The 25,454-nt window shown below is 55.1% G+C and carries 26 protein-coding genes; 19 read left to right on the top strand and 7 right to left on the bottom strand.

The features are described from left to right. The first annotated feature begins 18 nt into the window (after positions 1–18). From ACZ5CE_RS02480 to ACZ5CE_RS02420, 13 genes are all read left to right on the top strand, one after another. Positions 19–834, top strand: coding sequence for a TylF/MycF/NovP-related O-methyltransferase (locus ACZ5CE_RS02480; RefSeq protein ID WP_464576177.1), 816 nt, complete (start codon positions 19–21; stop codon positions 832–834). A 72-nt stretch (positions 835–906) separates the two neighbouring features. Continuing rightward, on the top strand, positions 907–1,899 hold the full coding sequence (locus ACZ5CE_RS02475) for an FkbM family methyltransferase (protein WP_464576176.1): 993 nt from the start codon (positions 907–909) through the stop codon (positions 1,897–1,899). 92 nt (positions 1,900–1,991) lie between these two features. Then, positions 1,992–3,188: a glycosyltransferase family 4 protein gene (locus ACZ5CE_RS02470; RefSeq protein ID WP_464577392.1), complete on the top strand. Its 1,197-nt coding sequence runs from the start codon at positions 1,992–1,994 to the stop codon at positions 3,186–3,188. Between the two features lie 5 nt (positions 3,189–3,193). Next, positions 3,194–4,243 carry a GHMP family kinase ATP-binding protein gene (locus tag ACZ5CE_RS02465; protein ID WP_464576175.1) on the top strand — a complete coding sequence of 350 codons (1,050 nt, stop codon included), beginning with the start codon at positions 3,194–3,196 and terminating at the stop codon, positions 4,241–4,243. Then, positions 4,240–4,827, top strand: a complete 588-nt coding sequence (locus tag ACZ5CE_RS02460) for a D-sedoheptulose 7-phosphate isomerase (RefSeq protein WP_464576174.1) — start codon at positions 4,240–4,242, stop codon at positions 4,825–4,827. The genes ACZ5CE_RS02465 and ACZ5CE_RS02460 overlap by 4 nt, the downstream gene beginning before the upstream one ends. After that, a complete protein-coding gene (locus tag ACZ5CE_RS02455) occupies positions 4,827–5,519 on the top strand; it encodes a nucleotidyltransferase family protein (protein ID WP_464576173.1) in 693 nt (230 codons plus the stop codon). The genes ACZ5CE_RS02460 and ACZ5CE_RS02455 overlap by 1 nt, the downstream gene beginning before the upstream one ends. Then, on the top strand, positions 5,516–6,121 hold the full coding sequence (locus ACZ5CE_RS02450; RefSeq protein ID WP_464576172.1) for a D-glycero-alpha-D-manno-heptose-1,7-bisphosphate 7-phosphatase: 606 nt from the start codon (positions 5,516–5,518) through the stop codon (positions 6,119–6,121). The genes ACZ5CE_RS02455 and ACZ5CE_RS02450 overlap by 4 nt, the downstream gene beginning before the upstream one ends. 398 nt (positions 6,122–6,519) lie before the next feature. After that, a complete protein-coding gene (locus ACZ5CE_RS02445; protein ID WP_464576171.1) occupies positions 6,520–7,077 on the top strand; it encodes a hypothetical protein in 558 nt (185 codons plus the stop codon). 264 nt (positions 7,078–7,341) lie between these two features. Continuing rightward, complete coding sequence (locus tag ACZ5CE_RS02440) at positions 7,342–8,265, top strand: glycosyltransferase family 2 protein (RefSeq protein ID WP_464576170.1); 924 nt, start codon at positions 7,342–7,344, stop codon at positions 8,263–8,265. Between the two features lie 105 nt (positions 8,266–8,370). Further along, positions 8,371–9,255: an NAD-dependent epimerase/dehydratase family protein gene (locus ACZ5CE_RS02435; protein ID WP_464576169.1), complete on the top strand. Its 885-nt coding sequence runs from the start codon at positions 8,371–8,373 to the stop codon at positions 9,253–9,255. A gap of 7 nt (positions 9,256–9,262) precedes the next feature. Next, on the top strand, positions 9,263–9,802 hold the full coding sequence (arfB, locus tag ACZ5CE_RS02430) for an alternative ribosome rescue aminoacyl-tRNA hydrolase ArfB (protein WP_464576168.1): 540 nt from the start codon (positions 9,263–9,265) through the stop codon (positions 9,800–9,802). A gap of 418 nt (positions 9,803–10,220) precedes the next feature. After that, the gene (locus ACZ5CE_RS02425; RefSeq protein WP_464576167.1) at positions 10,221–10,433 is read left to right on the top strand and encodes a ribbon-helix-helix protein, CopG family; all 213 of its coding nucleotides are present in this window, start codon (positions 10,221–10,223) and stop codon (positions 10,431–10,433) included. Beyond that, positions 10,427–10,792 carry a PIN domain-containing protein gene (locus tag ACZ5CE_RS02420; protein WP_464576166.1) on the top strand — a complete coding sequence of 122 codons (366 nt, stop codon included), beginning with the start codon at positions 10,427–10,429 and terminating at the stop codon, positions 10,790–10,792. The genes ACZ5CE_RS02425 and ACZ5CE_RS02420 overlap by 7 nt, the downstream gene beginning before the upstream one ends. Positions 10,793–11,041: 249 nt before the next feature. Here the strand turns inward: ACZ5CE_RS02420 and ACZ5CE_RS02415 are convergent, their stop codons facing one another. The 3 genes from ACZ5CE_RS02415 to ACZ5CE_RS02405 all read right to left on the bottom strand — a co-directional run bounded on the left by ACZ5CE_RS02415 (position 11,042) and on the right by ACZ5CE_RS02405 (position 14,011). Continuing rightward, entirely contained in the window at positions 11,042–12,541 is a 1,500-nt protein-coding gene (locus ACZ5CE_RS02415) for a sensor histidine kinase (RefSeq protein WP_464576165.1), read from the bottom strand. Between the two features lie 27 nt (positions 12,542–12,568). Then, the gene (locus ACZ5CE_RS02410; protein ID WP_464576164.1) at positions 12,569–13,033 is read right to left on the bottom strand and encodes a response regulator transcription factor; all 465 of its coding nucleotides are present in this window, start codon (positions 13,031–13,033) and stop codon (positions 12,569–12,571) included. 291 nt (positions 13,034–13,324) lie between these two features. Further along, positions 13,325–14,011 (bottom strand): alpha/beta hydrolase, encoded by a 687-nt coding sequence (locus ACZ5CE_RS02405; RefSeq protein WP_464576163.1) that lies wholly within the window; start codon positions 14,009–14,011, stop codon positions 13,325–13,327. A 97-nt stretch (positions 14,012–14,108) separates the two neighbouring features. Here ACZ5CE_RS02405 and ACZ5CE_RS02400 point away from each other — a divergent pair, with 97 nt between their 5' ends. Next, a complete protein-coding gene (locus ACZ5CE_RS02400) occupies positions 14,109–15,215 on the top strand; it encodes a transglutaminase-like domain-containing protein (RefSeq protein WP_464576162.1) in 1,107 nt (368 codons plus the stop codon). Positions 15,216–15,241: 26 nt separating this feature from the next. Here the strand turns inward: ACZ5CE_RS02400 and yjgA are convergent, their stop codons facing one another. Then, on the bottom strand, positions 15,242–15,787 hold the full coding sequence (gene yjgA / locus ACZ5CE_RS02395) for a ribosome biogenesis factor YjgA (RefSeq protein WP_464576161.1): 546 nt from the start codon (positions 15,785–15,787) through the stop codon (positions 15,242–15,244). Positions 15,788–15,923: 136 nt separating this feature from the next. On the opposite strand from yjgA, the gene pmbA reads away from it, so the two are divergent. From pmbA to ACZ5CE_RS02380, 3 genes are all read left to right on the top strand, one after another. Then, positions 15,924–17,282, top strand: coding sequence for a metalloprotease PmbA (gene pmbA / locus ACZ5CE_RS02390; protein WP_464577390.1), 1,359 nt, complete (start codon positions 15,924–15,926; stop codon positions 17,280–17,282). A gap of 255 nt (positions 17,283–17,537) precedes the next feature. After that, positions 17,538–18,578, top strand: coding sequence for a phosphoglycerate mutase (locus ACZ5CE_RS02385; RefSeq protein ID WP_464576160.1), 1,041 nt, complete (start codon positions 17,538–17,540; stop codon positions 18,576–18,578). A gap of 402 nt (positions 18,579–18,980) precedes the next feature. Beyond that, on the top strand, positions 18,981–19,730 hold the full coding sequence (locus tag ACZ5CE_RS02380; protein WP_464576159.1) for an autoinducer binding domain-containing protein: 750 nt from the start codon (positions 18,981–18,983) through the stop codon (positions 19,728–19,730). 64 nt (positions 19,731–19,794) lie between these two features. Here ACZ5CE_RS02380 and xth read toward each other — a convergent pair whose 3' ends face one another. Further along, a complete protein-coding gene (gene xth / locus ACZ5CE_RS02375; RefSeq protein WP_464576158.1) occupies positions 19,795–20,616 on the bottom strand; it encodes an exodeoxyribonuclease III in 822 nt (273 codons plus the stop codon). Between the two features lie 260 nt (positions 20,617–20,876). On the opposite strand from xth, the gene folE reads away from it, so the two are divergent. Continuing rightward, on the top strand, positions 20,877–21,446 hold the full coding sequence (folE, locus tag ACZ5CE_RS02370; RefSeq protein WP_464576157.1) for a GTP cyclohydrolase I FolE: 570 nt from the start codon (positions 20,877–20,879) through the stop codon (positions 21,444–21,446). 59 nt (positions 21,447–21,505) lie between these two features. Here the strand turns inward: folE and recN are convergent, their stop codons facing one another. Together recN and ACZ5CE_RS02360 are read right to left on the bottom strand one after the other, a co-directional pair. After that, on the bottom strand, positions 21,506–23,182 hold the full coding sequence (gene recN / locus ACZ5CE_RS02365) for a DNA repair protein RecN (protein ID WP_464576156.1): 1,677 nt from the start codon (positions 23,180–23,182) through the stop codon (positions 21,506–21,508). Beyond that, a complete protein-coding gene (locus tag ACZ5CE_RS02360; RefSeq protein WP_464576155.1) occupies positions 23,176–24,063 on the bottom strand; it encodes an NAD kinase in 888 nt (295 codons plus the stop codon). The genes recN and ACZ5CE_RS02360 overlap by 7 nt, the downstream gene beginning before the upstream one ends. 303 nt (positions 24,064–24,366) lie before the next feature. Here ACZ5CE_RS02360 and hrcA point away from each other — a divergent pair, with 303 nt between their 5' ends. Next, on the top strand, positions 24,367–25,386 hold the full coding sequence (hrcA, locus tag ACZ5CE_RS02355; RefSeq protein ID WP_464576154.1) for a heat-inducible transcriptional repressor HrcA: 1,020 nt from the start codon (positions 24,367–24,369) through the stop codon (positions 25,384–25,386). The last annotated feature ends 68 nt before the right edge of the window (positions 25,387–25,454 follow it).

The following is a 25,454-nucleotide window of genomic DNA, read 5'->3' as shown; positions in this document are numbered from 1 at the left end:
TAGTGCGAGATAGAATACATGGCAGAGTGGACCGCAAAACTACTGAGACGAATCGCCGAGGCGGGCCTGACAGAAGAGGATATGCAGAAATTATATTCCAGCCCGATGGGCGACCCCATCCTCGATTACAACTTTTTCATGTACAAAACGGTAGGGGCCTGTAACGCTTATCCAGGCGCCGTGCTTGGAACATCGTTTCCATTAGGCTCCAAATATGCCGATGCACTGAATGGATTCGCCGCAAAACAGATACACGAGCTTTGTCTCGATCTTATCGATGGGTTGGAGGAAGAAAAGATACCGGGCGCAATCGTCGAGTTCGGGGTTGCTTCAGGAAGCTGGCTGAAAAATGTTCTCGACCATCTTGATCGGAATCACATCACGCGAGAAGTGTACGGTTTTGACAGTTTTGAAGGATTGCCCGAGCCAGATGCGAAAAATGACGGGGATGCCTGGAAAAAGGGGCAATACGCTCATTCCCTGGAATATGTGCAGGAAGTGCTTAGCTTTGAGGAGAGAAAACACCTTCACCTGTTAAAAGGATGGTTCTCCGATAGTTTCAAAACAGCGGAAGCCGGGGAAATCGGGGAGATATGCTTTGCCAAGGTCGATTGTGATCTCTACGGACCCGCTGTCGAATGCCTTGATTTCATAACGGGACGGTTATGCGATGGCGCAATCCTCATGTTCGATGACTGGCCTTATCTCGCAACGCTTGGAGAAACGAAAGCCTTCATGGAATGGGTGCCACACGTCCCCCAGTACCGCTTTGAATTCATTGGTTTCATAAACTGGCGCATATTTTTCAAGGTTCGATTCCAGTCAAGCCATTGATCAGAAGCAGGGCTATATACTGTTTTCAAGCTGTCGCAACCAATCCGGGACCTTTTCAATGGGGACTACGCCATGTCTTCGGCATTCACTAGAAAAATTATCGCTTCCCTTCGCAACTGGAAATACGAGATCAGCAAGGGAAATGCGGATCACGCAATAGATAAAGACGATCCCGCGCTGCGCGAAAAGATATTTGATGTCTTTCACAGGTACTACATACAAGGCCACCGCGGAGATGATGTCGTCATTTCGGATATAAGCCGGATCCAGCTCGACGGACATCCCGACTATATTCCGGAAATGCTTTCCCGGAATCAGCCTCATGATGAAGATTACGTGGTATTCCGTTCCTTTCAGGACGAGGAAGAGGTAATACTCGATGTCGGCGCGAATTGGGGTTATTCCGCCGGATCAATGTGGTCCGTAGGCACCCGCAGCAAGATCGTCTCTTTCGAGGCGATTCCCCTGTACCAGGATTGCCTGGCAAAAATCCTGGCCGTACATCCCGAAGGCTACAGCTACCTGATGACCGCGCTATCAAGCAGGCCGGGAGTTCTTAAATTTGCCGTTCCCGTTGTAAACGATACCGCACTCACTGCCCTTACATCAGCAAGTGAAAATCCGCATCTGGACAGTCTGACGGAGAATGTCTATAACTCCGTACATCGCTGGATGTCGGGAATCAAAAGTGTCACCCTGAGAATATGTGAATTCGAGGTGCCTGTGCAAACGCTGGACAGCGTGTTGGCAAGTCATCCGGAATTGATTCCGAGGAACGGCGTGAGCGTCATCAAACTGGATGTGGAGGGGTGGGAATATGAGGTATTGAAAGGTGCGCTCGATACGCTGCGGACACACAGCCCTCTTATCATGGCAGAAGGGGGCAACCGACAACAGGAATTGCGGGAACTGATGATATCGCTTGATTATTCCTACGCCGAGCGAAAGAGCGATAAGCTGGAACTGGTTTCTGGCATCGGGATGAAAAACAATGGCTTCTTTATAAATAACAAAAAGATGGATGAGTATCGGGTGAAGCAACTACTTGAGGCCGCCTCTTGCTAAGCCGGCTGGAGAGAAATTTCAAGCTGTTCGTTTTTACCTGTCCTCGACTGGCGTGGAAGCTGATCGCGCTTAAAGGATGTTTCTTGAATCTGATGGAAACAGGGGGGCACAGGCGGCGAAGGCGTGATTCCTTCCATCCCGCCACCGCAGGGAAAGATCGCTTCGAAAGTAAAGACATCAATAAAAAAATTCTTTTCATCGAACAAAGCATTCCCCGCGTTGATACCAATGCCGGCGCGATAACCATTGACCAGTTCATGGAGCTCTTCCTTCGCGCGGGGTGGAGGGTGGCGCTGTGGCCCCAGGACCGGCACTTTGGCGGGGATTATGGCGATATGCTGGGGCAGCGTGGAGTGGAAATCCTGTCCTCGGATCGTCTGTTCACAACTTTCGGGGCCTGGTGGCAGGCTAATGCGGATCGGTATCCGGTGGTGATTTTAAGTAGGCCGGCTGTATGCGCAGCTTTCCTTCCAGTTCTGAAAAAATACGGAAATCCGCGGGTTCTTTATTATGGGCATGACCTGCATTTCGCCCGCCTGCAATCCGAGGCTGAGCTCACCAGACTCCCCGAACTGTTCTGGTTCGCCAGGCGATTCAGGAAAATGGAATCGTGGATTTGGGGGAACGTTCACCGCACATACTATCCTTCGGCCGAAGAAGCCGACACGGTACGCTCCCTGGTTCCCCGTTCCGACGCGAGAAGCGTGATCCCTTATTTCTTCAACGGGCTGGCGAAAACCAGCGAGCGCCCGCCGGAGAATTGCCGGATGTTATTTGTGGGAAACTTCAATCACCCGCCCAATATCGACGCTGTGGAGTGGCTGATCCAGGAGATATTTCCCGCCATCAAAAATCGGTGCGCAAAGGCCGAGCTGCGCGTAGTGGGCGCCGGCCTGCGGGAAAACCTGCAACGGCGATGCGAGAAGGCCGGCATAGATTCCAGCGGATGGATTTCCGAGGAAGCGCTGGCTGCGGCATACAAATCCTGCCGCCTGGTCCTGGTGCCGCTGCGCTTTGGCGCGGGAGTCAAGCACAAGGTCGTCGCGGCCCTTGCCCAGGGACTGCCGGTGGTGATGACCCGGATCGGCGCACAAGGGATGGAATGGCTGGGCGATTCCGCCGATATAGCCGATAACGGTTCCGAGTTCGCCGCCGCATCCGTCCGTCTCCTGACGGATGATGCTTATTGGCTGCAACGGGCGGCAACCGCGTCACAGGCCGTCCGCAACAGCTTCAATGCACAAACAATGTCGAAGGCTTTTGATGAACTCGATCTCGTTGCCAGTTGAATCCATTGAATCCAATTAACAAAAACTACGGGGTTGTACGGGCGCGGGCGCCCCTGCGCCTGGGTCTCGCCGGGGGTGGAACTGATGTCGCCCCCTATTGCGACCTGTATGGCGGCTGCGTATTGAATGCCACGATAGACCGGTATGCCTACGCGGTGATCAAGCCTCTGGATGAACCTTATGTGCGCTTCCTGGCCACCGACCAGCAAACCGAGAAAGTCATGAATTTGCCGGACTCGCTGGCGCTCGACGGCGAACTTGACCTGCATAAGGCGGTTTACAAGGCGATCATCGAGCACTATAACGACGGCAACCCGATCCCCATCGAGCTCAGCACTTTTTGCGATGCCCCAGCGGGCTCGGGACTGGGTTCCTCGTCCACGCTTGTTGTGGTGATGATTCGCGCCTTCGCGGAAATGCTGAATTTGCCACTCGATGACTACACCATCGCCCAGCTTGCCTACAAGATTGAACGCCTCGATTGCCGCTTGCAGGGCGGCAGGCAGGATCAATATTCCGCGACCTTCGGCGGATTCAATTACATGGAGTTCTTCGCGGGCGACCGGGCCGTCATCAATTCCCTGCGCATCAAGAACTGGATCATCTGCGAGCTGGAAGCTTCGCTGGTGCTGTTTTATACCGGGGTCTCCCGCGAATCGATGCGTATCATTGCTGACCAGAGCGCCAACGTTCAGTCCGGCGTAAAAGAGGCCATCGATGCGATGCACGGGCTGAAGCGCGAAGCTTTGGTGATGAAGGAGTGCCTCCTGAAAGGAGACTTTGAAGGAATGGTGAACAGTATGCTGCAGGGATGGGAAAGCAAGAAACGCTCGGCGAGGACGGTTTCCAATTCCCATATAGACGAAATATACGCCGCGGCAATGAAAGCCGGGGCGTTGGCCGGAAAGGTTTCTGGAGCGGGTGGGGGTGGATTCATGATTTTCTTCGTGCCGCCCGTCAAAAGAATGAATGTCATTCGGGCCCTGAACCGGTTTCAGGGACAGATCAGCAATTGCCATTTCACAAAGCACGGGACGCAGGCATGGAAGGCATGACAAAAGAATATATCCGCCGCCAGATCGGCGAAGCGCAGCGAATAATGTCGGCGATGCTGGCGGACGAAACAATCATATCCACTCTTGGAGAAGCTGCCGAAGCGTGCATCAGCGCCATGCGGAGCGGACGGAAAGTTCTGCTGGCAGGAAATGGAGGAAGCGCCGCCGATGCGCAACATATCGCAGGCGAATTTGTCAGCCGCTTCGCCTTTGACCGCCCGGGATTGCCCGCTATCGCCCTGACCACGGACACGTCGATCATTACCGCGATTGGCAACGACTACGGGTACGAAATGCTGTTTGTCCGGCAGATACAGGCCAACGGAAATGAAGGTGACATATTCATCGGTTATTCCACTTCCGGCAGATCCCGCAACATTCTGCGGGCATTCGAAGGAGCCAGGAACAAGGGCCTGGTATGTATCGGCATGACTGGCAGCGGCGGCGGCCCGATGCGGGAGTTGTGCGATTACCTGTTGCAGGTACCCAGCACGGATACGCCCAAGATACAGGAAGGCCATCTGGTGCTGGGCCACATCCTGTGCGGCCTGGTTGAAAATGCCATGTTCGAGGCCCCCGCCTGATGGAAGCGGCAATCCTGGCGGGCGGGCTTGGTACTCGCCTGCGCGCCGCTGTTCCCGATCTCCCAAAGCCTATGGCCGCGATAGCGGGCCGGCCTTTTCTGGAAATCGTCCTCGCTTCGCTCGCGCGGAAAGGTTTTTCCCGCATCATCCTCTCTCTCGGGCATATGGCGGAAAAAGTGGTTTCCCATTTTGGCAGCAGTTTTGAGGGAATGGACCTGGTTTATGAAATCGAAGCGAGCCCCCTGGGTACGGGAGGGGCGTTAAGGCAGGCGCTGGCGCGCGCCAGTTCGGACCATGTGTTTGTCTTTAACGGAGATACCTTTATCGATCTCGAAGTTCTCGAGCTTGAAGCATTCTGGCAAACCCACCGCTTACCCACCATTGTCGGGAAAAACGTGGCGGACACCAGCCGTTATGGCCGGCTGGAGATGATAGGCGGACACGTAGCCGGCTTTACCGCCAAAGGCATGCCGGGACCGGGACTCATCAATGCCGGGTGCTACGTGCTGCCCAGGAGTGCGCTTGATATGTTTGAGCCTGGCCGGGCTTTTTCCCTTGAGGCTGATTTCCTGGTCGCTGCGGTCCAGACACAACCATTCGCGTTGTTCTCGACGAACGGCTTTTTCATAGATATCGGGATACCGGATGACTATCTTCGCGCCCAGACACAGCTTGCTGGCATCGTATCGTGACCGGCCGCCCGGCGCTCTTTCTGGATCGCGATGGAGTGGTCAATATAGACCACGCTTATGTGCATCGAAAGAACGATTTTGAGTTTATCGACGGCATTTTCGATCTCTGCCGCCACGCCAAGGCCCTCGGATACCTGATCATCATCGTGACCAACCAGGCGGGCATAGGCCGTGGTTACTATACCGAAGAGGACTTTGCAGCCCTTACGCACTGGATGTGCGGCATTTTCGATAGAGAGAAGGCGGCCATCGATAAGGTCTATTTCTGTCCTACGCATCCCGATGGCGTCGTTGAACGATACAGGAAGCAGTCCGATTTGCGCAAACCCGCGCCGGGGATGATCCTGCTCGCCGCCAGGGAATTCAATGTCAACCTGCAAGATTCCATTCTGGTGGGGGACAAATTTTCGGATCTTGAAGCCGGATTTGCGGCAGGCGTCGGAAGTAATATCCTTTACCGCCCCATCGCGGATCCTGGATCAGCTCCAGAACCCGCTCTCGTCGTTTCCGACCTGCGGCAGGTTTTCGGGTATATGAAGCGCTGGAATGAAGCGGGCAAGGCGGATGCGCCAGTTCGCCCGGATGCGTCAGCTCGACCTTGAAACCTTGAAACCTTGAGGCTCATAGTATGCGAGCCTGCCATGCAACGCTTCTTTATCTGTAGCAACTCGATATGGTTCGCTTTGATATATAAACCCGCTGCTCAACGCTATCCCCCCATTCGGCCGCAAATATATCGCCAATCCAGGAACACGGGATACTTCGATAAAGTCCGAGCAGTATCGATGGGAGAGAAGGTTCCCGCATGCCCGAATAGATGAAGAACAAGAACAGACTCGATCCCCGGAACAGGCCGCTTCCACGCTTGAGCCCGGTTATTGGTACTATTGTCAATATGCGGAGGATTACTATCCTTCCCTGCAAAGTTGTCCGGATGGCCGGCAACAATCAGTTCTCCAATCCGCAGCCCAATCGCCACGCAATAACCAGGATAGATACCATGTCAAGAATACGAACCCTGCTTGCTTTACCTGCCGGATTGCTGCTGGCTTCATGCGCGAGCATGCCTTCAGGCCCCAGCGTAATGGTCCTGCCTGGCTCCGGCAAAAGCTTCGAGCAATTTCGCGCCGATGATTATCAGTGCCGGCAATTTGCGTTTGAGCAGGCCGGCGGCTCCACGCCGAACCAGGCCTCGGCGGCGAGCGGCGTGGCAAGCGCAGCCATAGGAACCGGGCTGGGCGCGGCGGCGGGAGCGGCGATTGGAGGCGGAGCAGGTGCTGCAATTGGCGCGGGTGGCGGCTTGCTGGGGGGAAGTCTGGTTGGCGCGGGCACGGGGCGCACCTCGGGGTATATCGCCCAGCAGCGTTATGACATGGGCTATATCCAGTGCATGTACGCAAATGGCCACCGTGTTCCCGTATCAGGCCGAATAATGTACGATTCGCCCATGAGTAGTGGCGCGCAGAATACGAGCATTCGATCTCCCTCTCAGCCGGGAAATGCTCAATTTCAACCTCCCCCACCGCCACCGGGAAACCCTCCCCCGCCGCCGCCCTGATGTGCCGTTCGATAGTCTCATTGTTACGCCACTGGTGCGACTGGTAGTTCCACGCCTCTTGCGCCGCCCTGATGTGCCGTTCGATAGTCTCATTGTTACTTTCCCGGACAAGGTAAAATAATCTGCCAAAACGATTCAAAGCGATTCTTGGCGTCCAGCTTCCTCCCGTATCCCGGCGTAAAGAAGATTCTTTGCCGGACCAATGCTGGTTAGGAAAACCCTATAGGAGGCAGTTTCATATTATCCTCATCTGACCAGGAACAGATGGATCTGTCCTTATCTGATGCTGGCCTGGCCAGCGCGTCTGTCGTCGTCGTCAACCACAATGCCGGCCAGTTGCTGACCCAGTGTATCCACGCCTGTCTGGCGCAGGCGGCGCAAGTCATTGTCGTGGATAACGCATCTTCGGATTCCAGCCTTGTGGATCTGGAGGCCGCCTTCGCCGGGGAACCGCGGCTCAAGCTGATTCGCACCGGCCGTAACCTCGGCTTTGCCCGGGGATGCAATATCGGAACAAACCATGTTACGCAGCGCTGCATCCTTTTCCTTAATCCGGACTGCATCCTCGGTGCGGGCGCGCTGGGCCGCATGATGCAGGTGCTGGATACGAGCCCTGGAACGGGAATGGTCGGTGGCCTGCTCATCAACCAGGACGGCACCGAGCAGGCAGGGGGCCGCCGGGCGATGCCGACCCCGTGGCGGTCTTTTATCCGGGCATTCGGCCTGCACCGTTTTTCAGCCTTCTCTCCAGGCTTGTTCGGCGACTTTCACCTGCACAAACAACCCTTGCCCAAGGCACCGCTTGAAGTGGAAGCCATTTCGGGCGCGCTGATGCTGGTAAGCAGGGAAGCGGTGGATGACGTAGGCCTCTGGGATGAGGAATACTTTCTTCACTGCGAAGACCTGGACTGGTGCGAGCGCTTCCGGCTGAAAGGATGGAGAATTCTTTTCGTACCCGATGCGCCGGTAACTCACTATAAAGGAACATGCAGCAGATCCCGGCCGATCTTCGTGGAGTGGCACAAGCACAAGGGGATGCTGCGATTCTATCGCAAGTTTTTCAGGAACAAGTACCCGGCCGCAGTAATGTGGCTGGTGGGTGTGGGCGTATGGTTGCGTTTCGGCGCCGTGGCCACTTACCATGGCTGCCGCCAGATGAGTAAACTGATGGGCCTGAAACATGAATAATCCGGCAGGTGAAAATGGCGAACGTGATTGTGGGAACCACGGGGACCACGGCTTGTTCTCCCCTCCACAGGGAAAAGGCTGCCTGGCAGGCGCTCCCGTCAGCTCATGCTAGAACCCGCCGGATCCCGGAAGGTTATTGTCACCGGCGCGACCAGCATGATCGGTCATTTTCTGCTGGACAAGCTGCTTGCGGAGGGCTATGAGGTCCACGCCATCAGCCGCGCCTCCAGACATTCCTCCGATGCTGGCGACCGCTCATTGATCTGGCATCAGGCCGACATCAGCCAGCGTCCGGCACTGGGCGGAATCGATGCGTGGGCGCTTATTCACCTGGCGCCGCTCTGGCTGCTGCCGCCTCTATTGCACTCGCTTGAGCTTGCGCGAGTGATCGGCTTTGGTTCAACCAGCGTGTTCAGCAAAGCCAGTTCGGCGAATATCGGCGAGCGGCAACTCGCAACCCGGCTTGCCGAGGCGGAAGCGGTCATTGTCCGTTTCTGTATCGAAAAAAAAATTGCGTGGACGCTGTTTCGTCCAACACTGGTCTACGATGGAGTCCGGGACCGGAATGTCAACCTGATCGCCCATTTTATCAAGCGCTATGGTTTTTTTCCCTTACTGGGACAAGCTTCGGGCTTGCGCCAGCCTGTTCATGCCGATGATCTCGCCCTTGCCTGCATCCAGGCGCTCGATGAGCCCGCCACCTTCGATAAAACCTATAACTTGAGCGGAGGCGAAACCTTGAATTACCGTGAAATGGTCGAGAGAATTTTTCATTCGCTTGGCAAAGCCGTCCGCTTCCTCCCTGTGCCCGCACCGCTTTTCAGCGGTGCGATGCGCGCGATAGCCCTGCTTCCGGGTAAACGAAATATCACGCCGGAGATGGCATCGAGGATGAATATGGATCTCTGTTTTGATCATTCGGATGCGGCACGGGATTTCGAGTATTCGCCCCGCGCATTTTTACCTCAGTGGGGAAATTTGCAGAGGTGATCCGGATATGAGCGTTACCGCAGGCCCAACATCGCCAATCCGGCCGCCAGTCCGGAAGGAAAGCACGGTCAGTTCCGGCAAAAACAGCAACCGCGACTCCGGTTCCGGGTACGACATACTAAGCGGCGTGCGCGATGCAAGCTTATCCCTCCCGGAAAACGAGATCGAAATAACGGCGATCCGGGCGCAGGGACCGGGTGGTCAAAATGTAAACAAGGTATCCAGTGCGGTGCATCTGCGCTTCGACATCGGCACTTCCTCGCTGCCCGACGCTTATAAAGATCGGCTTTTGAAGTTGCGGGACCGGCGGATTACGCAAAACGGTGTTGTCGTCATCAAGATCCAGAGATTTCGCAGCCAGGATAAAAACCGGGCGGAAGCGATGCGGCGACTGCACGAGCTTGTTGACAGCGCAATGGAGATACCACGCGAACGCAAGCCGACAAAACCAACCGCCGCTTCGCGGAAAAAGCGGCTCGCCAGCAAATCCCATCGGGGCGAGTTGAAGATTTCGAGAACAAAATTTTCAGGCGAGACAGAGATCTAGGGAAGCGCTGAACAAATCCTCGCTGAGCGCGTTGCCGGTAAAATCGGGGTGATCATAAGGCGCGCGACGCAGGTCGTAGCCGGGACTATGACGCCAAGGAGCGCAACGCCATGGCTCCCCAGAGCGTGGCCCGAGGGGCCCCGCGAAAGCGGGGATCGGGCAGCGGCGGGGATGCCAGAGCGCGCCAAAGTATACATGGGGCGCCAGCAGCCCGCTACGGGGCCGCATCTTCCTCTGGAAGAAACTGCTCCGCCCTGCGCGGTCTCGCCCTATTTTACTGCAACACCCGCAATCCCAACACCTGTAAGGCCTATGCTTGGGTAATAGGGAAATTCGAAACCCGGTGCGAGCGAATGATCAAATGGATATCCGTCTGATATTGATATATGATGCATATATCACATATAGGAAGAATAGCATGCGTGCACTGGTGGACATACCCGATAGGCAAATTAAGGAATTGACTCGGATCAGCAAGGCTGAGAAGGTATCCCGTGCTGAAATTATCCGTCAGGCAATCGCCGCTTTCATCGAAATGAAAAATTCAGGAACGGTTGAGGCGTTCGGCCTTTGGAAGGAACGCGAAATAGACAACGTGACGTACCAAGAGCAACTGCGCTCGGAATGGTAAGCGTGCTATTTGATACTAATATCCTGATAGATTACTTAAAGGGTGTTAGACAAGCCAGAACCGAATTGGAAAGATATTCAGATAGGGCGATTAGTCTTATTACGTGGATGGAGGTAATGGTGGGAGCATCGCCCGAAACGGAGGAAGCAACCCGGCGCTTTCTAAGCAGCTTTATCAATCTGCCGATTGACGATCAGGTAAGCAGCGTCGCGGTCATGTTACGAAAGAACAATAAAATCAAATTACCCGATGCAATTGTCTGGGCAACGGCTCAGGTCAATAAACGCATTTTTGTTACGCGCAACACCAGGGATTTCCTTCCGGACGAGCCGGGAATACACATCCCGTATCAGTTGTGACTTCAATGAATAAAAACTATCACGTCATTTTTGATAGACGTTAATACTGAGCTTCCCTATCTGGCATCACCTATTTATGGACGAACGAAGGCTGGCTGTATGTGGCCATCGTGCTCGACCTGTTCATCTGTGAAGCGGTCGGTTGGTCGCTGAAGACGAAAAACCAGGGGAACCTCACTAACGCGAATGCTGGGAAATGATGGGAATTAGCGCTTGAAGAGGCGATAGAAACGATGCGTGATTCTACTGCTACGTGGGCTCGCAGGCGCCATGGCGCTGTATCACCCGCCGTTCCGGCCTGTCATAGCTTTTTCCGGAATTCGGTTCGCTTGTTAGTCCGGAAAAAATGATATGGAATGTGGTTCCCCTGTTGGGCTCGCTGTCGACCTTGATATGCAGTTTATTGTTTTCCGCAACCGTCTTGACTATCGACAGCCCTATGCCGCTTGACTTTCTGTTGTGAAGCGCCGCGCGGGGAGCGTAAAAGTATTCGTCGAAAATGTGAGGCAAGTCTTTATCGCTAATCCCGATCCCATGGTCGGCAATGCTTACGACGGCGGATGAGTCCTGCCAGTCGATGGCGGATGCGATTTCTACCGATGCCCCATCGTAGGAATAGATGATGGCATTCGAAATAATATTTTCAAACAATATTTCAAGTTGATAAGGGATGCCGGCCACCGCAAAATGTTCAGCCGAGCCGTTAATGGCGATTTGCCGCGAATGCGCGATAGGCTTTAGTTTATCGATGCACTTGCGGATAACCGCATCGATATTCACGCGTTCGAGATTGTTTGGGTCCCGTGCGGCGGCTTTCAACCGTTCAAGCTTGAGCACGTCGAGAATCAACCCCGCCATGCCCGATGCGCGATTATCGATTTTTTCCAGTACTTCCTTGATTTCCGGCGAAGTCTCCCCGCAATAATCTCCCTTTATCAATCCGATCTTACTGCGAATGGCGTCAAGCGGGGCCTTGAGCTGGTGTGTCATGAGAACGGCATAGCGGTCCTTTTCCACCTGCGCCCGGCTGATATGTTCGTAGGCATCCACAAGCTGCCGCTCGTGGGTACGCACCACGATGGCAAGCCTTGATACAACATACCAGACGACCATAAACAACACATCGAGCGTAAGCATCCACAAAAGAATATTGATCTTCAGATGCGTAGCCATGGGCGCGCCTGAATCTGAATCGATGAGCACCGATTGTGGAGCCAGAAAAAGAAGAGGGTTTTCGATAAGCAGCACGATGCCATACATCACGCAAACCAGGCCCGCGACAACCAGGCTTTCCATCGTCGAGAAAAAGATGCACGACAAGGCGATATGCAGCACGTAAAAGAATGGAGCAGGCGTACCTATGCTGCCGATATAATGCACGACAACCGACAGGCATAGAAGATCAACGATAATCTGCGTCCAGATATTGATCGAGGGGGAGTTGAATTCGGTTTGCGGACGGAAATCCAGGGCATAAATATAAAATATATTGGAAATGCATAATACCATCGTTATCGCGAGCGGCCAGCCCTGTTGATGGGTAATGCCGATCTCGGTCAAGGCATCCGAAGCGATGACCGCAAATATCTGGAAGACCAGAAGAATGGCGATGACGACCCACCGGAAGATGATGAACCACCTGGCGTTGCCGATCAGCACCTCATCGCTCAGTTTCGAACCTTTCACCCCCGCGCGGGGAAAGGCGAAGCGATTTCTCGCCAGGTTCCAGGAAAATTCAGCGATAGCCATGATCAAGCCCTCCCGGATGATGGATCGCTATGAGGACTCGGGACGCTCCAACCGGCTATGGACGATCGATAAAAAACTCTCCGGGTTGACCGGCTTTTCGATGATCAATATCCACTCATCCGACAGGTTTGTGAAGTAAGGACGGATTTCCTCCCCGAGCGACGTCATGAATACCATGTGAAGATGGGGAAAACGCTTGCGGATTTCCACATAAGCGTCGAGCCCCGCATCCATCGTTTCCACCATCACGTCTAAAATCGCAAGATCGGGAGGCGTTGCATTTTCCCAGAGAGACGCAAGGAAATCGCTCATCGTCTGGTAACTATCGACGACATACCCGTTGGCCGTCAGGATGCGCTTGACTGTGTCCCGGATATCCGGGTCATCGTCGACGTGCGCAATCCGCGACGATCCATTCTGGCTTGCTCGGGTTGAACTCTGGGGGCGGGCTGTCTGCTGATTGGATTGTTGATCCTGCATGGTCATCTGCATTTTACTTTCCTCAGTTTGTGTTCTGGTCGCCAAAATAACCCATGTAGAGGTTAATATAGCAGAATACACCCTGTTGGCAACAGGGTATTCCAGTATATGTGAAGGATATGTCAGATACGCATAAAGAATACGTGAAAATCAAAGCTCGAACGGCAGGAAAAGTGGTATGTACAGGGTTCGAGCACCACATCCCTGCTCGCCGCAGGCATATTTGCTCTCCTCGGGAAATCACGGTGCGCAGACAGGCGCTATAACCTGCTTACTGCTATATCGAGAGCAGCAGGTTCGGCATCAGGCCAGGACCCGCGTCAACCAGGTCCCAATATCCATTATCTCCTGTGCGCAAACGGAATGCGCCATCTCGTACTCCTGCCACTCCACTGCGTAACCCGCTTCAATCAGGGTTTGGCAAGACGAACGTGCAACGGCTGCTGGAATAATCAGGTCCGTCCTGCCGTGCGCCATGAAAATCGGTGTCGCCAGGTTCGCGCGATGCCTTTCGGTGGCAAAGGTCTGCGCCGCGGGCAGGTAGCACGACAAGGCCATGATCCCCGCCAGTTTCTCGGGATAGCGCAACCCGGCTTGCAACGCCAACGCGCCTCCCTGGGAAAAGCCTGCCAGAACGATACGCCCGGCACTGATGCCGCGCTCCCTTTCACGAGCGATCAGTGCGTCGACGGCAAGCTGCGACTGGCGCAGGCTTGCGATATCTTCGCGCACGAGGCCATCATGGCTGACATCGTCATAATCGAACCAGGCGCGCATGACCATGCCGCGGTTGATGCTCACGGGGCGCATGGGTGCGTGCGGGAATATGAACCGGATAGGAGGGACCGAAGACAGCGGGAGCTGGTCCACAACCGGGACAAAATCGCTGCCGTCGGCGCCGAGGCCATGCAGCCACAGGACGGTGGAAAGCGGACGCTGCCCGGTTTCGATTTCGATAGCCTGCAGCAAATTACCAGGATCAGCTTTCATCGACAAGGAGGATTGAAGGAGGTTGACTTGGATAAAATGGAGGATTAGATTCGTATTTTTTATTTTCACGATCAAGCCGTACAGGCGGGAGAGCATCATGAAACGCAGGGATTTTATCAAAATCGCCGGCATAAGCGCCGTGCTACTTCCGGTCGCGCCATCCGTGTTCGGTGCGCAATCAGCTCCAGCCATTCCACAGCGAGCGCACAGCTACCGCCTCACTTATCGGGTCGATCTTCCGGAAGGGGGAAAAAGAGCCCGTCTATGGCTGCCGTTGCCAGACACCGATGATACTCCTCATCAGTTTTCCCAGGGCAGCGTTTGGAGCGGCAACGCGGATATCGCGAAGTTCGAAAACATTCCGGGTACTGCCTCTCCCATGTTTTATGCAGAGTGGCGTGGAACGGGCATCCGGCATGTCGTCGTGAGCAGCGTGGTAAAAACCACGGATCGCTTCGTGGACTGGAAGAATTATCCGGGCGAAGCCTCCGCCCCCCTGCCTGCCGACGTAAAACGTTTCCTCCGGCCGACGAAGTATATTCCCACCGACGGCATCGTCCGCAAAACAGCCCTGTCCATCGTCAAGGATGCCAACGCCAAAACCCCACTGCAAAAGGCCCAGGCCGTTTACGATTGGGTGGTCGATAACTCGTATCGCGATCCGGCGGTTCTGGGGTGTGGACGCGGGGATATCAAATCCATGCTGGAATCCGGCAATCTCGGGGGAAAATGCGCGGACCTCAACGCCCTGTTTGTAGGACTGGCCCGCGCAGCCGGAGTTCCTGCCCGCGATCACTATGGAATTCGCATCGATGACTCCGCATCGCACAAAAGTCTCGGGCAGGCTGACGACATCACAAACGCTCAGCATTGCCGCGCGGAGTTTTATCTTGCCGGGCTGGGCTGGGTGCCGGTGGATCCCGCTGATGTGCGCGAGCTGGCCCTCGAGGAAGAACTGCCCATCACCAATCCCCGGGTGGTGGCGTTGCGCGAAAAGCTTTTTGGCGCCTGGGAAATGAACTGGGTGGCATTCAACCATGCCAGAGATGTGGTGCTGGCTCGTGACAGCGCAATAGGCGAGCTATCGTTTTTCATGTATCCGGAGGCCGAGGTTGCCGGCAGAAAACTGGATGGTCTCGACCCGGCGGCATTTGCCTATAAAATTGTCTCGTCGGAATTGGTGGGAACCGGCGTCAAGTTTTGATGCGGCTTCCCATTTTCATGCGTTCCTCATTCATGCGCGCCGCCTGCTTCATACCCTGGATTCTCTTCAGGAATGATCTGTTGAAGTTCGTGGAATAACGCGCGGAAGCTCCTGGGCGGCTTGTTCATAAGCTTCTCCTCGCGCGCGTTGCGAGCCAGCGTGCGCAAGTGCTGCAGGTCTTGCAGACCTGGATAACTGAGCTTCAGTTCCGCGAAGGCCTGATCGCCGGCCAAAAGCCGTTCTCGCCACCGTTCAATCAGGTGGAGCCACGCCTTGCGCTGGATCCCTATCCTTCCCCACGAATCCATTTTCTCCTGGATGGGAGCCGCATCCACGGTGCGCATCAGTTTGCCGATAAATTGCATCTGCCGGCGGCGCGCGCCATGCTTGTTCATCCGGCGGGCTTCGAGTATGGCCTCGGCCAGCACTTCGGGCAAAGAGAGCTCGGCCAGCCGCCCGGGATCGAGCTCGACCAACCGTTCGCCAATATCCTGTAGCGCGTGCATGGCTTCTTTTCGCCGCGTCTTGCTAATTGGAGGATCGGGCTGATCGTCCGGCAGCTTTTCATGCATGGCAACCTGTTCGATGCGACGTCAATAACTGCTATCATAACGCAATTATCATTGAACCAGCGATGACCAGCCCGGCCGGCAGCCGCATACGAAAGAATATCCGGCGGCTGGCGCCATGCCATTACTCCACATCACCATGAATGATATAGCCGCATCGACGCCACATTTCTCCTATTCCCAAACCATACTGCGCAACATCGCAAACGATGTGCTGGACCACGCCAGAAAGGGAGGCGCTACCGCTTGCGAAACCGATATATCGGATGGCTTTGGGCAGAACGTGACCGTGCGGCGCAATGAAGTGGAAACGATCGAGTACAACCGTGACAAGGGGATATCGGTAACTGTTTACATCGGGCAGAAACGCGGCCATGCAAGCAGTTCGGACTTCTCCCCCAAAGCGGTGCAGGAAACGGTGGCGGCAGCGCTTTCCATCGCCTCCCACACCGCGGCAGACGATTGCGCGGGCCTCGCCGATGCCAGCCTGCTGGCGCAGGAAGTGCCGGATCTCGATTTGTACTTTCCCTGGGCATTGCCCGTGGAGCAGGCGATACAGCTTGCGAAAAGCTGTGAAGCAGCGGCATTTGCCGTCGATAAACACATCACCAATTCAGAAGGCGCCAGCGTGTCGCTTGGCCAATCCCAGTTCGTATACGCGAATAGCCTGGGATTCATGGGTGGATATGCCTCATCCCGCCACAGCATCAGTTGTGCCGTGATCGCCTCCCGAAACGACGGCATGCAGCGCGATTACTGGTACAGCGTGGCGCGCGATCCGCTGGATCTGGAGCATGCGGAAAGTGTGGGAAGAAAAGCTGGGCAACGCGCCGCAGCCCGCCTGGGAGCGAAGAAAATCAACACCTGCGAAGTGCCGGTCCTGTTCGAGGCGCCGCTCGCCTCCAGCCTGATCGGGCATTTTGTCACGGCGGTGAGCGGCGGTAGCCTTTACCGTAAATCCTCGTTTCTACTGGATAGCGTTGGCCATCAGGTTTTTGCGCCGGATATTCGGCTCCGGGAATTGCCTCACCTGAAAAAGGGTCTGGCCAGCCAGGCGTTTGATGACGAAGGAGTCGCCACCCGGGAGCGGGAGGTGGTTAGGAATGGCGTGGTTCAAGGCTATTTCCTCGGCAGTTATTCCGCCCGCAAGCTCGGCCTGCACAGTACTGGAAATGCGGGAGGCAATCATAATCTGGTTCTCGATAATGGGACGCCGGCAGATTTTGCCGAATTGCTCAAAAGAATGGGGAAAGGATTATTGGTAACCGAGCTGCTCGGCCATGGCGTGAATTCCGTGACTGGAGATTACTCCCGTGGAGCAGCAGGATTCTGGGTAGAGAACGGAGAAATCCGCCATGCAGTCGAGGAAATCACTATCGCAGGCAACCTGAAAGACATGCTGCTCGGTATCTGCGGGGTGGGCAACGATGTGATTGTCCGGGGCTCCAAGCAATGCGGATCCCTGTTGATAGACCGGATGACGGTAGCGGGAAGCTGATCCGTTCTGAAAAACCAGCCGTTCATTCCCTTAATCTGGAGAAACGCTGAACAAATCCGCGTTGAGGTCCAGGGGCCTGTTATCACTTGTTTCTCGTCCGCGACGGCGAGGGCTTTTGCTGGGACAAGGTACGGACCACGAAGCAGAGCAAGCTCTGCAAGCAGCAAGTAACGATGGATGGGTTAAAACTCCGGCCCGGCCCGTCCCGTCTGGGTCACGCACGAGGATTTGTTCAGCGCTTCCCTACACTACTCCATGCACCTTCATCTGCTTGTTCCTTCGCTTTTCTGGCCAGACCCCTCCCTGACAGGGATATACCAGGATCTGTCCCTACCTGCGCTGGAAGGGCTGCTGTCAAAAGGTGCCGTCGAGGAGGGAGGAATCCGGGAAGTCGAAGCCTGGCTTTGCGACACCTTTGGAATTGCAAAACAGCAGGACTGGCCGGTTGCGCCCATTACGCTTAAGGCCGATGGGCGGGAAATTGGCAAAACGGATCATGGCTACTGGCTTCGCGCCGATCCGGTCCATCTCCATATCGAGCGCGATCAGCTCCTGCTGGCGGACAGCCGTGTTTTCCGGATTACCCCGGCGGAAGCCGAGGAGCTCACCACTGCCCTGAACAGGCATTTTGCTGAAAGCTGCCCTGAAATAGCATTCCTGCCGCTTCATCCGGCTCGCTGGTATATCTGTCTCCAGGACATCCCTCCGCCACAAACTCACCTGTTGAGCGAGGTCGTAAACAAAGGAGTTCGCGAACTGTTGCCATACGGCGAAAATTCCGGGATCTGGCGCAAGCTCTTCAACGAAACGCAGATGCTGCTGCATGAACAACCGCTCAACCGCGTGCGGGAGGCCAATGGAGCACCTCTCATCAATAGTGCATGGTTCTGGGGAGGGGGAATCATGCCTGAATCCTTTCAGAGCGACTATACCCATGTATGGGGCAACCATATCCTCGCCCAGGCCCTAGCACTTTCTTGCGGCGCCCGGCATTCCGCGCTACCGCTTGAAGCCACCGTGCTGCATGGGACCTCTCCCTCTGACAAACACCTTGTCGTACTCGACTCCCTGGAGGGGAAAGCGTCCTATTCAGATGCGTATGGCTGGCGCGAAAGCCTCAAGGAGCTCGAAAAACACTGGTTTCAGCCTCTTTTCGCCATGTTAAAACAGGGCAAACTTCACCAACTGAAGCTCTCGGTCCTCGGAAAAAAGGGGAATAAGGATTTCACGATAAGATCCGGGGACATAAAAAAATTCTGGCGCACGACAAAACCGATCTCTGTCCACGCGGACTGAGCCAGCAGTTTTAAACCTAAATCCGGAAACTGACCGCTTGTGTTAGTTTAAGACCCTGATTCACAAATACTTTCGCGACACTCGACGTTCACCTATATGGTGCGTTCGCTACAGAGCGGATTAGGTTAAACCGGGAATTTCAAGGAAAGGTGTCTTGCCAGGTGCGCTTCAGTGGCACGAAGGTGCCCATGCGCAGTGAGTCGATATTCTTCAAATAGTCATATTCTAGGTACACTAGATCGCTTATCATATAACAGGCTCTAATAGGGATACCAATAGTTCTTTCGGCTTATTTTTGGTAAACGTGTTAGTGCTCCCAGGGAGAAGGAAGGAAAAGGAAGGCTTTCACCCGATGCCGGAGGAATCAGCAGCCGACCGAATTGGCGGACAAAATGAATAATCATGAAAGGAAAAATCGTGAACAATCTGGATCTGTTCGAAACATTGATGAATTGCGAAACGGTAGAAGAACTTCATGCAAGCGCTACCGCCATTGTTCGCGGGATGGGGTTCGAGCACTTTCTTTATGGCGTGCAGGTGAATACGTCCCTGACACGGCCGTACAGATTCATCCTCAGTTGCTATCCCGAGGAATGGCGTACGCATTACGACCAGGAAGGATATGCGAGCGTCGATCCTACCGTTGTACACTGCGCCACGGCGGCGACTCCAGTAATCTGGAAGAACGAGCTTTTCAAGGGGCGAAAAGAGACACGCATCCGCAGCGAAGCCAGGGATTCCGGCCTCGTGAGCGGTGCAAGCTTCCCTGTGCATGGGAGACGCGGCGAAGCAGCAATGCTGAGTCTTGCCACATCGCGTGAATCCCGGGAGACTCAGAACGACATTTTAGCCATGATGGGCCAATCCCAACTCTTGACGTGCTTCCTGCACGAGGCGATACAGCGCGTCGTGCTCAGTAAAGGACCTCTTCCCTTGAAAAAAATCAATCTGACGGAACGCGAAAAAGAATGCCTGCTCTGGGCAGCAGAAGGAAAAACGGGGTGGGAAATCGCTACGATCGTCAACATATCGGAAAGAACAGTGACTTTCCATTTACAAAACGCGGCACAGAAAATGGGTGTGGTGAATCGCCAGCAAGCTATTTCCCGCGCGCTTTCCATGGGATTGATCGAGCCCCGTACCATTACCTGACATGATCCAGGCACAGGAAGGAAGGGTTCGAAGCCAGCATTCTTTCTGCGCACGTTGGAGTTTTTCAGGGGTCGTCCCGGGCACCCGCTATCAGGGATAAATTTTCAGACTCTTCAGACTCCATAGTCACCTCCACCGTCACCGGAGCATGGTCGGAAGGTCGCTCAAGCTTACGTGTTGCCCTGTCTATGGTGCACGCGGTGCAAATCTTCGCCAGTTCCGGACTCAGCAATATGTGATCGATCCGCAATCCCATGTTCCGGCGAAAGGCCATCATCCGATAATCCCACCAGGTATAAGATTTCTCCGGCTGGTCGAATAGCCGGAAGCTATCCGCGAATCCCAGGCCGAGCACCTCCCGGAACGCTTCTCTCTCTGGCTGGCTGAAAAGGACCTGACCCTCCCACAAAGTCACATCATGCACATCGCACTCTTCAGGAGCGATGTTGAAATCGCCTAGAAGCACCAGTTTCTGGTGTTTGATCAACAACTCGCGCAGCCAGGCATTGAGCGCACCCAGCCATTTCAGCTTGTATTGATATTTTTCCGACAGCAGACTTTGCCCGTTCGGAACGTACACGCAAATGACGCGTACATCATCGTATATTGCCGAGAGAATGCGTTTCTGGTCATCGATAAACCCGGGTATTGCCGTGACAACTTCGCGGCCAGCGCGCTTGCTGAGCAATGCGACGCCGTTATAGGTTTTTTGGCCGGCATAGATCGCGTGATATCCCGCGGCAGAAATTTCGGCCACGGGAAAATTTTCATCCTGCAGCTTGGTTTCCTGCAAACACAATATATCCGGCTGGTTGGCGGCCAGCCAGTCCAGGACGTGGGGAAGGCGGATTTTGAGGGAATTGACATTCCAGGTAGCGATTTTCATACGTTTATTTTATCAAATTCGCCTTTCTGGATGAGATCGGCGACACAAATACTGAATGATAGGCTTCTTGCGGTGTAATATCACGACTTGGGATATCGACATGGCAATCTTGCCTTTCCCTGGAACAAGCGGATTCTCGCACGCTGTGGCCGGCGGCATTTACTCTCGTCAGGTGGCCAGTCCGGCCGGTGTTGCATCGGTCGGCAGCAGTGTTGCCGGAAAATCCTATATCTCCGAACAAAGGCGAAGGACGACCGAATATGAAAACTTCACATGACTCAGAATTTGGCCTGGCCGACTGGCAACGATTGTTGCGCTCCGTCGGGGAAGATCCTCAACGCCAGGGACTGGTCGAGACTCCCCATCGCGTTTCGCGCGCCTGGGCTCATTGGACTCGAGGTTATCAGCAAGATCCTGCCACGATACTCAAGACATTTGCGGATGGGGGCGAGTGCTACGACGAGTTGATTGTTGTCAGGCAGATACCGGTTTACTCGCATTGCGAACATCATCTCGCTCCTTTTTTCGGGCATGCGGCCATTGGCTATCTCCCGGCCGGACATATTGTCGGATTGTCGAAACTGACGAGATTGGTCAACTGTTTTGCGGCACGGTTACAGGTGCAGGAACGGCTCACCCAGCAAATTGCCCAATCCCTGCTTGAGCACCTCCAACCCAAAGCGGTCGGCGTGGTTATCCGATGCCGCCACATGTGCATGGAATCCCGTGGCATCGCTGTTGCAGGCGAGGAGACCGTAACCTCCGCGATGCTTGGCGATCTCAAGACCAACGCCGCGCAGCGCGCCGAATTTCTAGCACTGTCTCAATAGGATAAGATAGAACCAGGAGAAAGCCGGGCAGGCTAATCCTCTCTATTTCTACGTTGCTGTCACGCATTTCCCCTCAACATTTCGGCCGCATGCTGGCGCGTCGTTTCAGTGATCTTTTGTCCTCCAAGCATTCGCGCGATCTCTTCGATTCGCTCCTGATCCGCAAGCACGGCGATCTGGCTGGTGACCTGACCCCGAGCGGGATCGAGCGACTTGCTCACTTGCCATTGATGGTCGCCAGCAGATGCCACCTGCGGCAGATGAGTGATGCACATAACCTGCCGTTCCCTCCCCAGTTTTTTCAGCAACCCTCCCACGATCTCCGCCACCCGCCCGCCGATACCCACATCTACCTCGTCGAATATGAGAGTCGGCGTGGTACCGAGCTTACTGGTAATAACCTGTATAGCCAGGCTGATGCGTGACAGCTCTCCCCCGGAGGCGACTTTTGCCAAGGGACGCAACGGCGAGCCGCCATGCGCAGACACCTGGAACTCGATATGTTCCATGCCGGATGCAGAGGGTTGTGGATGCGCGATCAGCGCCACCGAAAATTCCCCACCGGCCATCGCCAGTGTCTGCATGGCTGCAGTTACCCGCTGACCAAGCTGGTCTGCTGCTTTTTTCCGCTCCGCGCTCAACTGCTCGGCGGACTGGAGATATTTTTCCCGGGCTGCAGCCTCTTCGCGCGCCAGCATCTCGCCGTCACCGCTATGGTCGAGTTCCTCCAGGCGGCGGGAGGCTATGCCCAGCAGCTCCGGTAATTCGGGGGGAGTGGTTCGATATTTCCGGGCCATGGCATGAATCGTGGATAGGCGCTCCTCCAGTCCGGACAGCTGCTCGGAATCGAGATCGAGACTCTGCCGGTAGCGCGATAATTCATACACCGCTTCCTGCAACTGAATCTGCGCCGATTCCAGCAAATCGAACACTGCCTGGAGATTGGCATCGCAGCGAAGCAAATCACGCAGGCGCGAGATTACCGAATTGATCTGTGAAAGCGCAGCGGATTCTCCCTCGGACAGCACCTCTAGTCCGGTTTGCGCTGCTTCGAGCAGGCTTGCGGCGTGAGACAGCCGGCTGTGATCGGCTTGCAACGTCTGCCACTCGTCAGGCATGAAGTTCAATGCGGAAAGTTCGCTTACCTGGCGTTCCGCCTGTTCGCGTTCCTGCATCAGCGAGGCCGCGTTCTTCTCCCATGCCGATCGCTGCCGGACTAAATCCTGCCAGTGATCATAAGCTTCCTTTACCGTCCGCGCCAATTCGAGGCTTCCGGCGAATTCATCCAGCAAAGCGCGCTGGGCCTCGCTGCGCAGCATCGACTGATGCGCATGCTGGCCATGAATATCCACCAGCCTTTCCCCTGCCGCGCGCAATTGCTGCATAGTGGCAACACGCCCATTGATAAAGCCGCGCGATCGCCCCTGGATATCCACGGTGCGACGCATCAGGCAACCGCTGCTATCATTCCCGTCGCTTTCAAACCCGTTTTCATGCAACCAGTCTTCCATCTGCGGCAACCCGGCAGTATCGAACTCCGCGCTGATATCGGCTCGCTCGCAACCGTTGCGTATCTGGGATGGGTCGCTGCGCTCGCCCAGAACCAGCGAAAGCGCATCGATGAGGATGGATTTGCCCGCGCCGGTTTCGCCAGTGAGCACGGTAAAACCGGGAACGAACTCCAGCTCCATCTGATCGACAATGACAAAATCACGAATGCCGAGAAATTTCAACATGCCGGATTCCTGGGCAGGCCGCTCCATCCCAGCTTCTCCCGAAGCATGCGGTAATAGCTGTGATCGGCTGCATGCAGCAACGTTACCTCGTGCGGGGAACGCCGCACGATGATTCTGTCATTTTCCTGCAAATCGAGGTGTGAATGGCTGTCGGAATGCACGCGGGCTACCGAAGTCCGATGCATCAGAATTTCAACCGCAGCGTCAGGCCCGACCACGATAGGACGATTACTCAGCGTATGCGGACTCACCGGCACCAGGGCGATCAAATCGAGGCTGGGATGAAGGATCGGGCCGCCTGCGGACAAGGCATAAGCAGTGGAACCGGTAGGCGTGGCGATGATAAGCCCATCGGAACGCAACGAGTAGACATATTCACCATTGATCCGCACTTCGAACTCGATCATGTTACCCCCTACCCCGCGGCTCACCGCGACATCGTTCAGCGCCAGGGCACTGAAGGCAATGGCTTCATCGCGTAGCACTTCCACATACAGCAGCATGCGCCGCTCCTCCACGTATTTGCCATCGAGCATGGAGTCGAGCGTTTTCAGCATGGTTTCGATCGAAAGATCGGTAAGGAATCCGAGACGGCCCTGATTGACGCCGACCAGTGGAACATCGAACGGGGCAAGCTTGCGTGCGATATTGAGCATGGTTCCGTCGCCGCCCAACACGATGGCCAGATCCGCCTGCCTGCCGATATCCTCCATCGTCATGGCGGTATATTTTTTCTCCGGCATGTTTTCTGCGGTAAGACAGTCCACTACCACCTCCAGCTTGCGGGCTCCCAGGTACAGCCCCAGGCGCAACAAAGGGGCGATAATTTCCGGGTTTTTATGCTTGCCGATCAGGGCTACGGTTTGAAAAGGAAAACTCATCGCTGGAAATAATCTGAATGCTTCCGGGCTAAAAGCAGGGCTGCTTGTCGTCAGTAACGCTTTTCCGATTAAACCATATCGGACTTCCGCTGACAAAGAATTCAGCGTTAATCGACAACCACGCCGGGTGATTGGCGCGCGGTGGCGGCAACTCGAAGGAGAGCAGGACATTATCCCGGTTTATGGCGTCATCTTATGAATTTTTGTCACGACCAAGTGCCTAACAAAGCCTTTACATGGCTCTTACACAGCTCCTAAACCCGAGCCCAGCCATCGAAATGAATCCTGGTGTAAAATAATTGAATGCTTAATCAACGCGCGAAAATTTTGCTCAAGACCCTGGTGGAGCGATATATCAGGGAAGGCCAGCCGGTAGGTTCGCGCTCGCTTTCAAAATTTTCGGGCCTTGATCTGAGCGCCGCGACCATCAGGAATGTAATGGCTGACCTTGAGGAAATGGGTTTCGTCGCCAGCCCCCACGCCTCTGCCGGACGCGTTCCCACTCATCGCGGCTACCGTTTCTTCGTGGATGCGCTACTGGTGGTGAAACCGCTCGACATGATTGAAATTCATCAGCTCGAAGGGCAGTTGCATCCGGAGAATCCTTCGCGGTTGATCAGCTCCGCCTCGCAATTGCTGTCGGAGCTGACCCGCTTCGCGGGGGTGGTAGTCACACCAAAGCGGAGCAGCGCGATATTTCGCTACATCGAATTCATGTCCTTGTCGGACAAACGCATCCTGCTTATCATCGTGACCCCTGAGGGCGACGTCCAGAACCGGGTTCTTTTCACCGATCGGTCTTACAGCCAGACGGAACTGATAGAAGCAGGAAATTTCATCAACCAAAATTATGCCGGCTGTGCGATAGACGAGATCCGAAGCCGGCTGCAAAGCGAATTGAAACAGCTTCGGCATGACATGACGACGCTCATGACCGCGGCGATAGAAGCTGGCGGTGAGGCCATCCGGGAAAACAGTGAAGTGGTGGTGGTGGCGGGCGAACGCAAGCTGCTCGATGTGCAGGATTTATCCAGCAACATGAACAGCCTGAAGAAATTGTTCGATCTATTCGAGCGCAAGACTGCTTTGCTGCAACTGCTGGAGTTGAGCCGAACGGCGGAGGGCGTCCAGATTTTCATTGGAGGAGAGTCGGGCATGGTGACGCTGGACGAATGCAGCGTCGTGACCGCGCCTTACGAAGTGGATGGCCGGATAGTCGGTACTGTCGCGGTCGTCGGGCCGACACGCATGGCTTATGAAAGAGTCATTCCAGTCGTGGATGTAACCGCCCGGCTGCTGTCGAGCGCACTGTCGCATCAATAACCATCCTGGCTTTGGTCAACGAGTGCCCCCATATCGCGAAATCGCTGGCCTGCCCATCCCACATCCCT

The organism is Nitrosospira sp. TNL200 (assembly GCF_055386305.1).
This window is presented reverse-complemented; position numbering and strand designations above follow the sequence as displayed.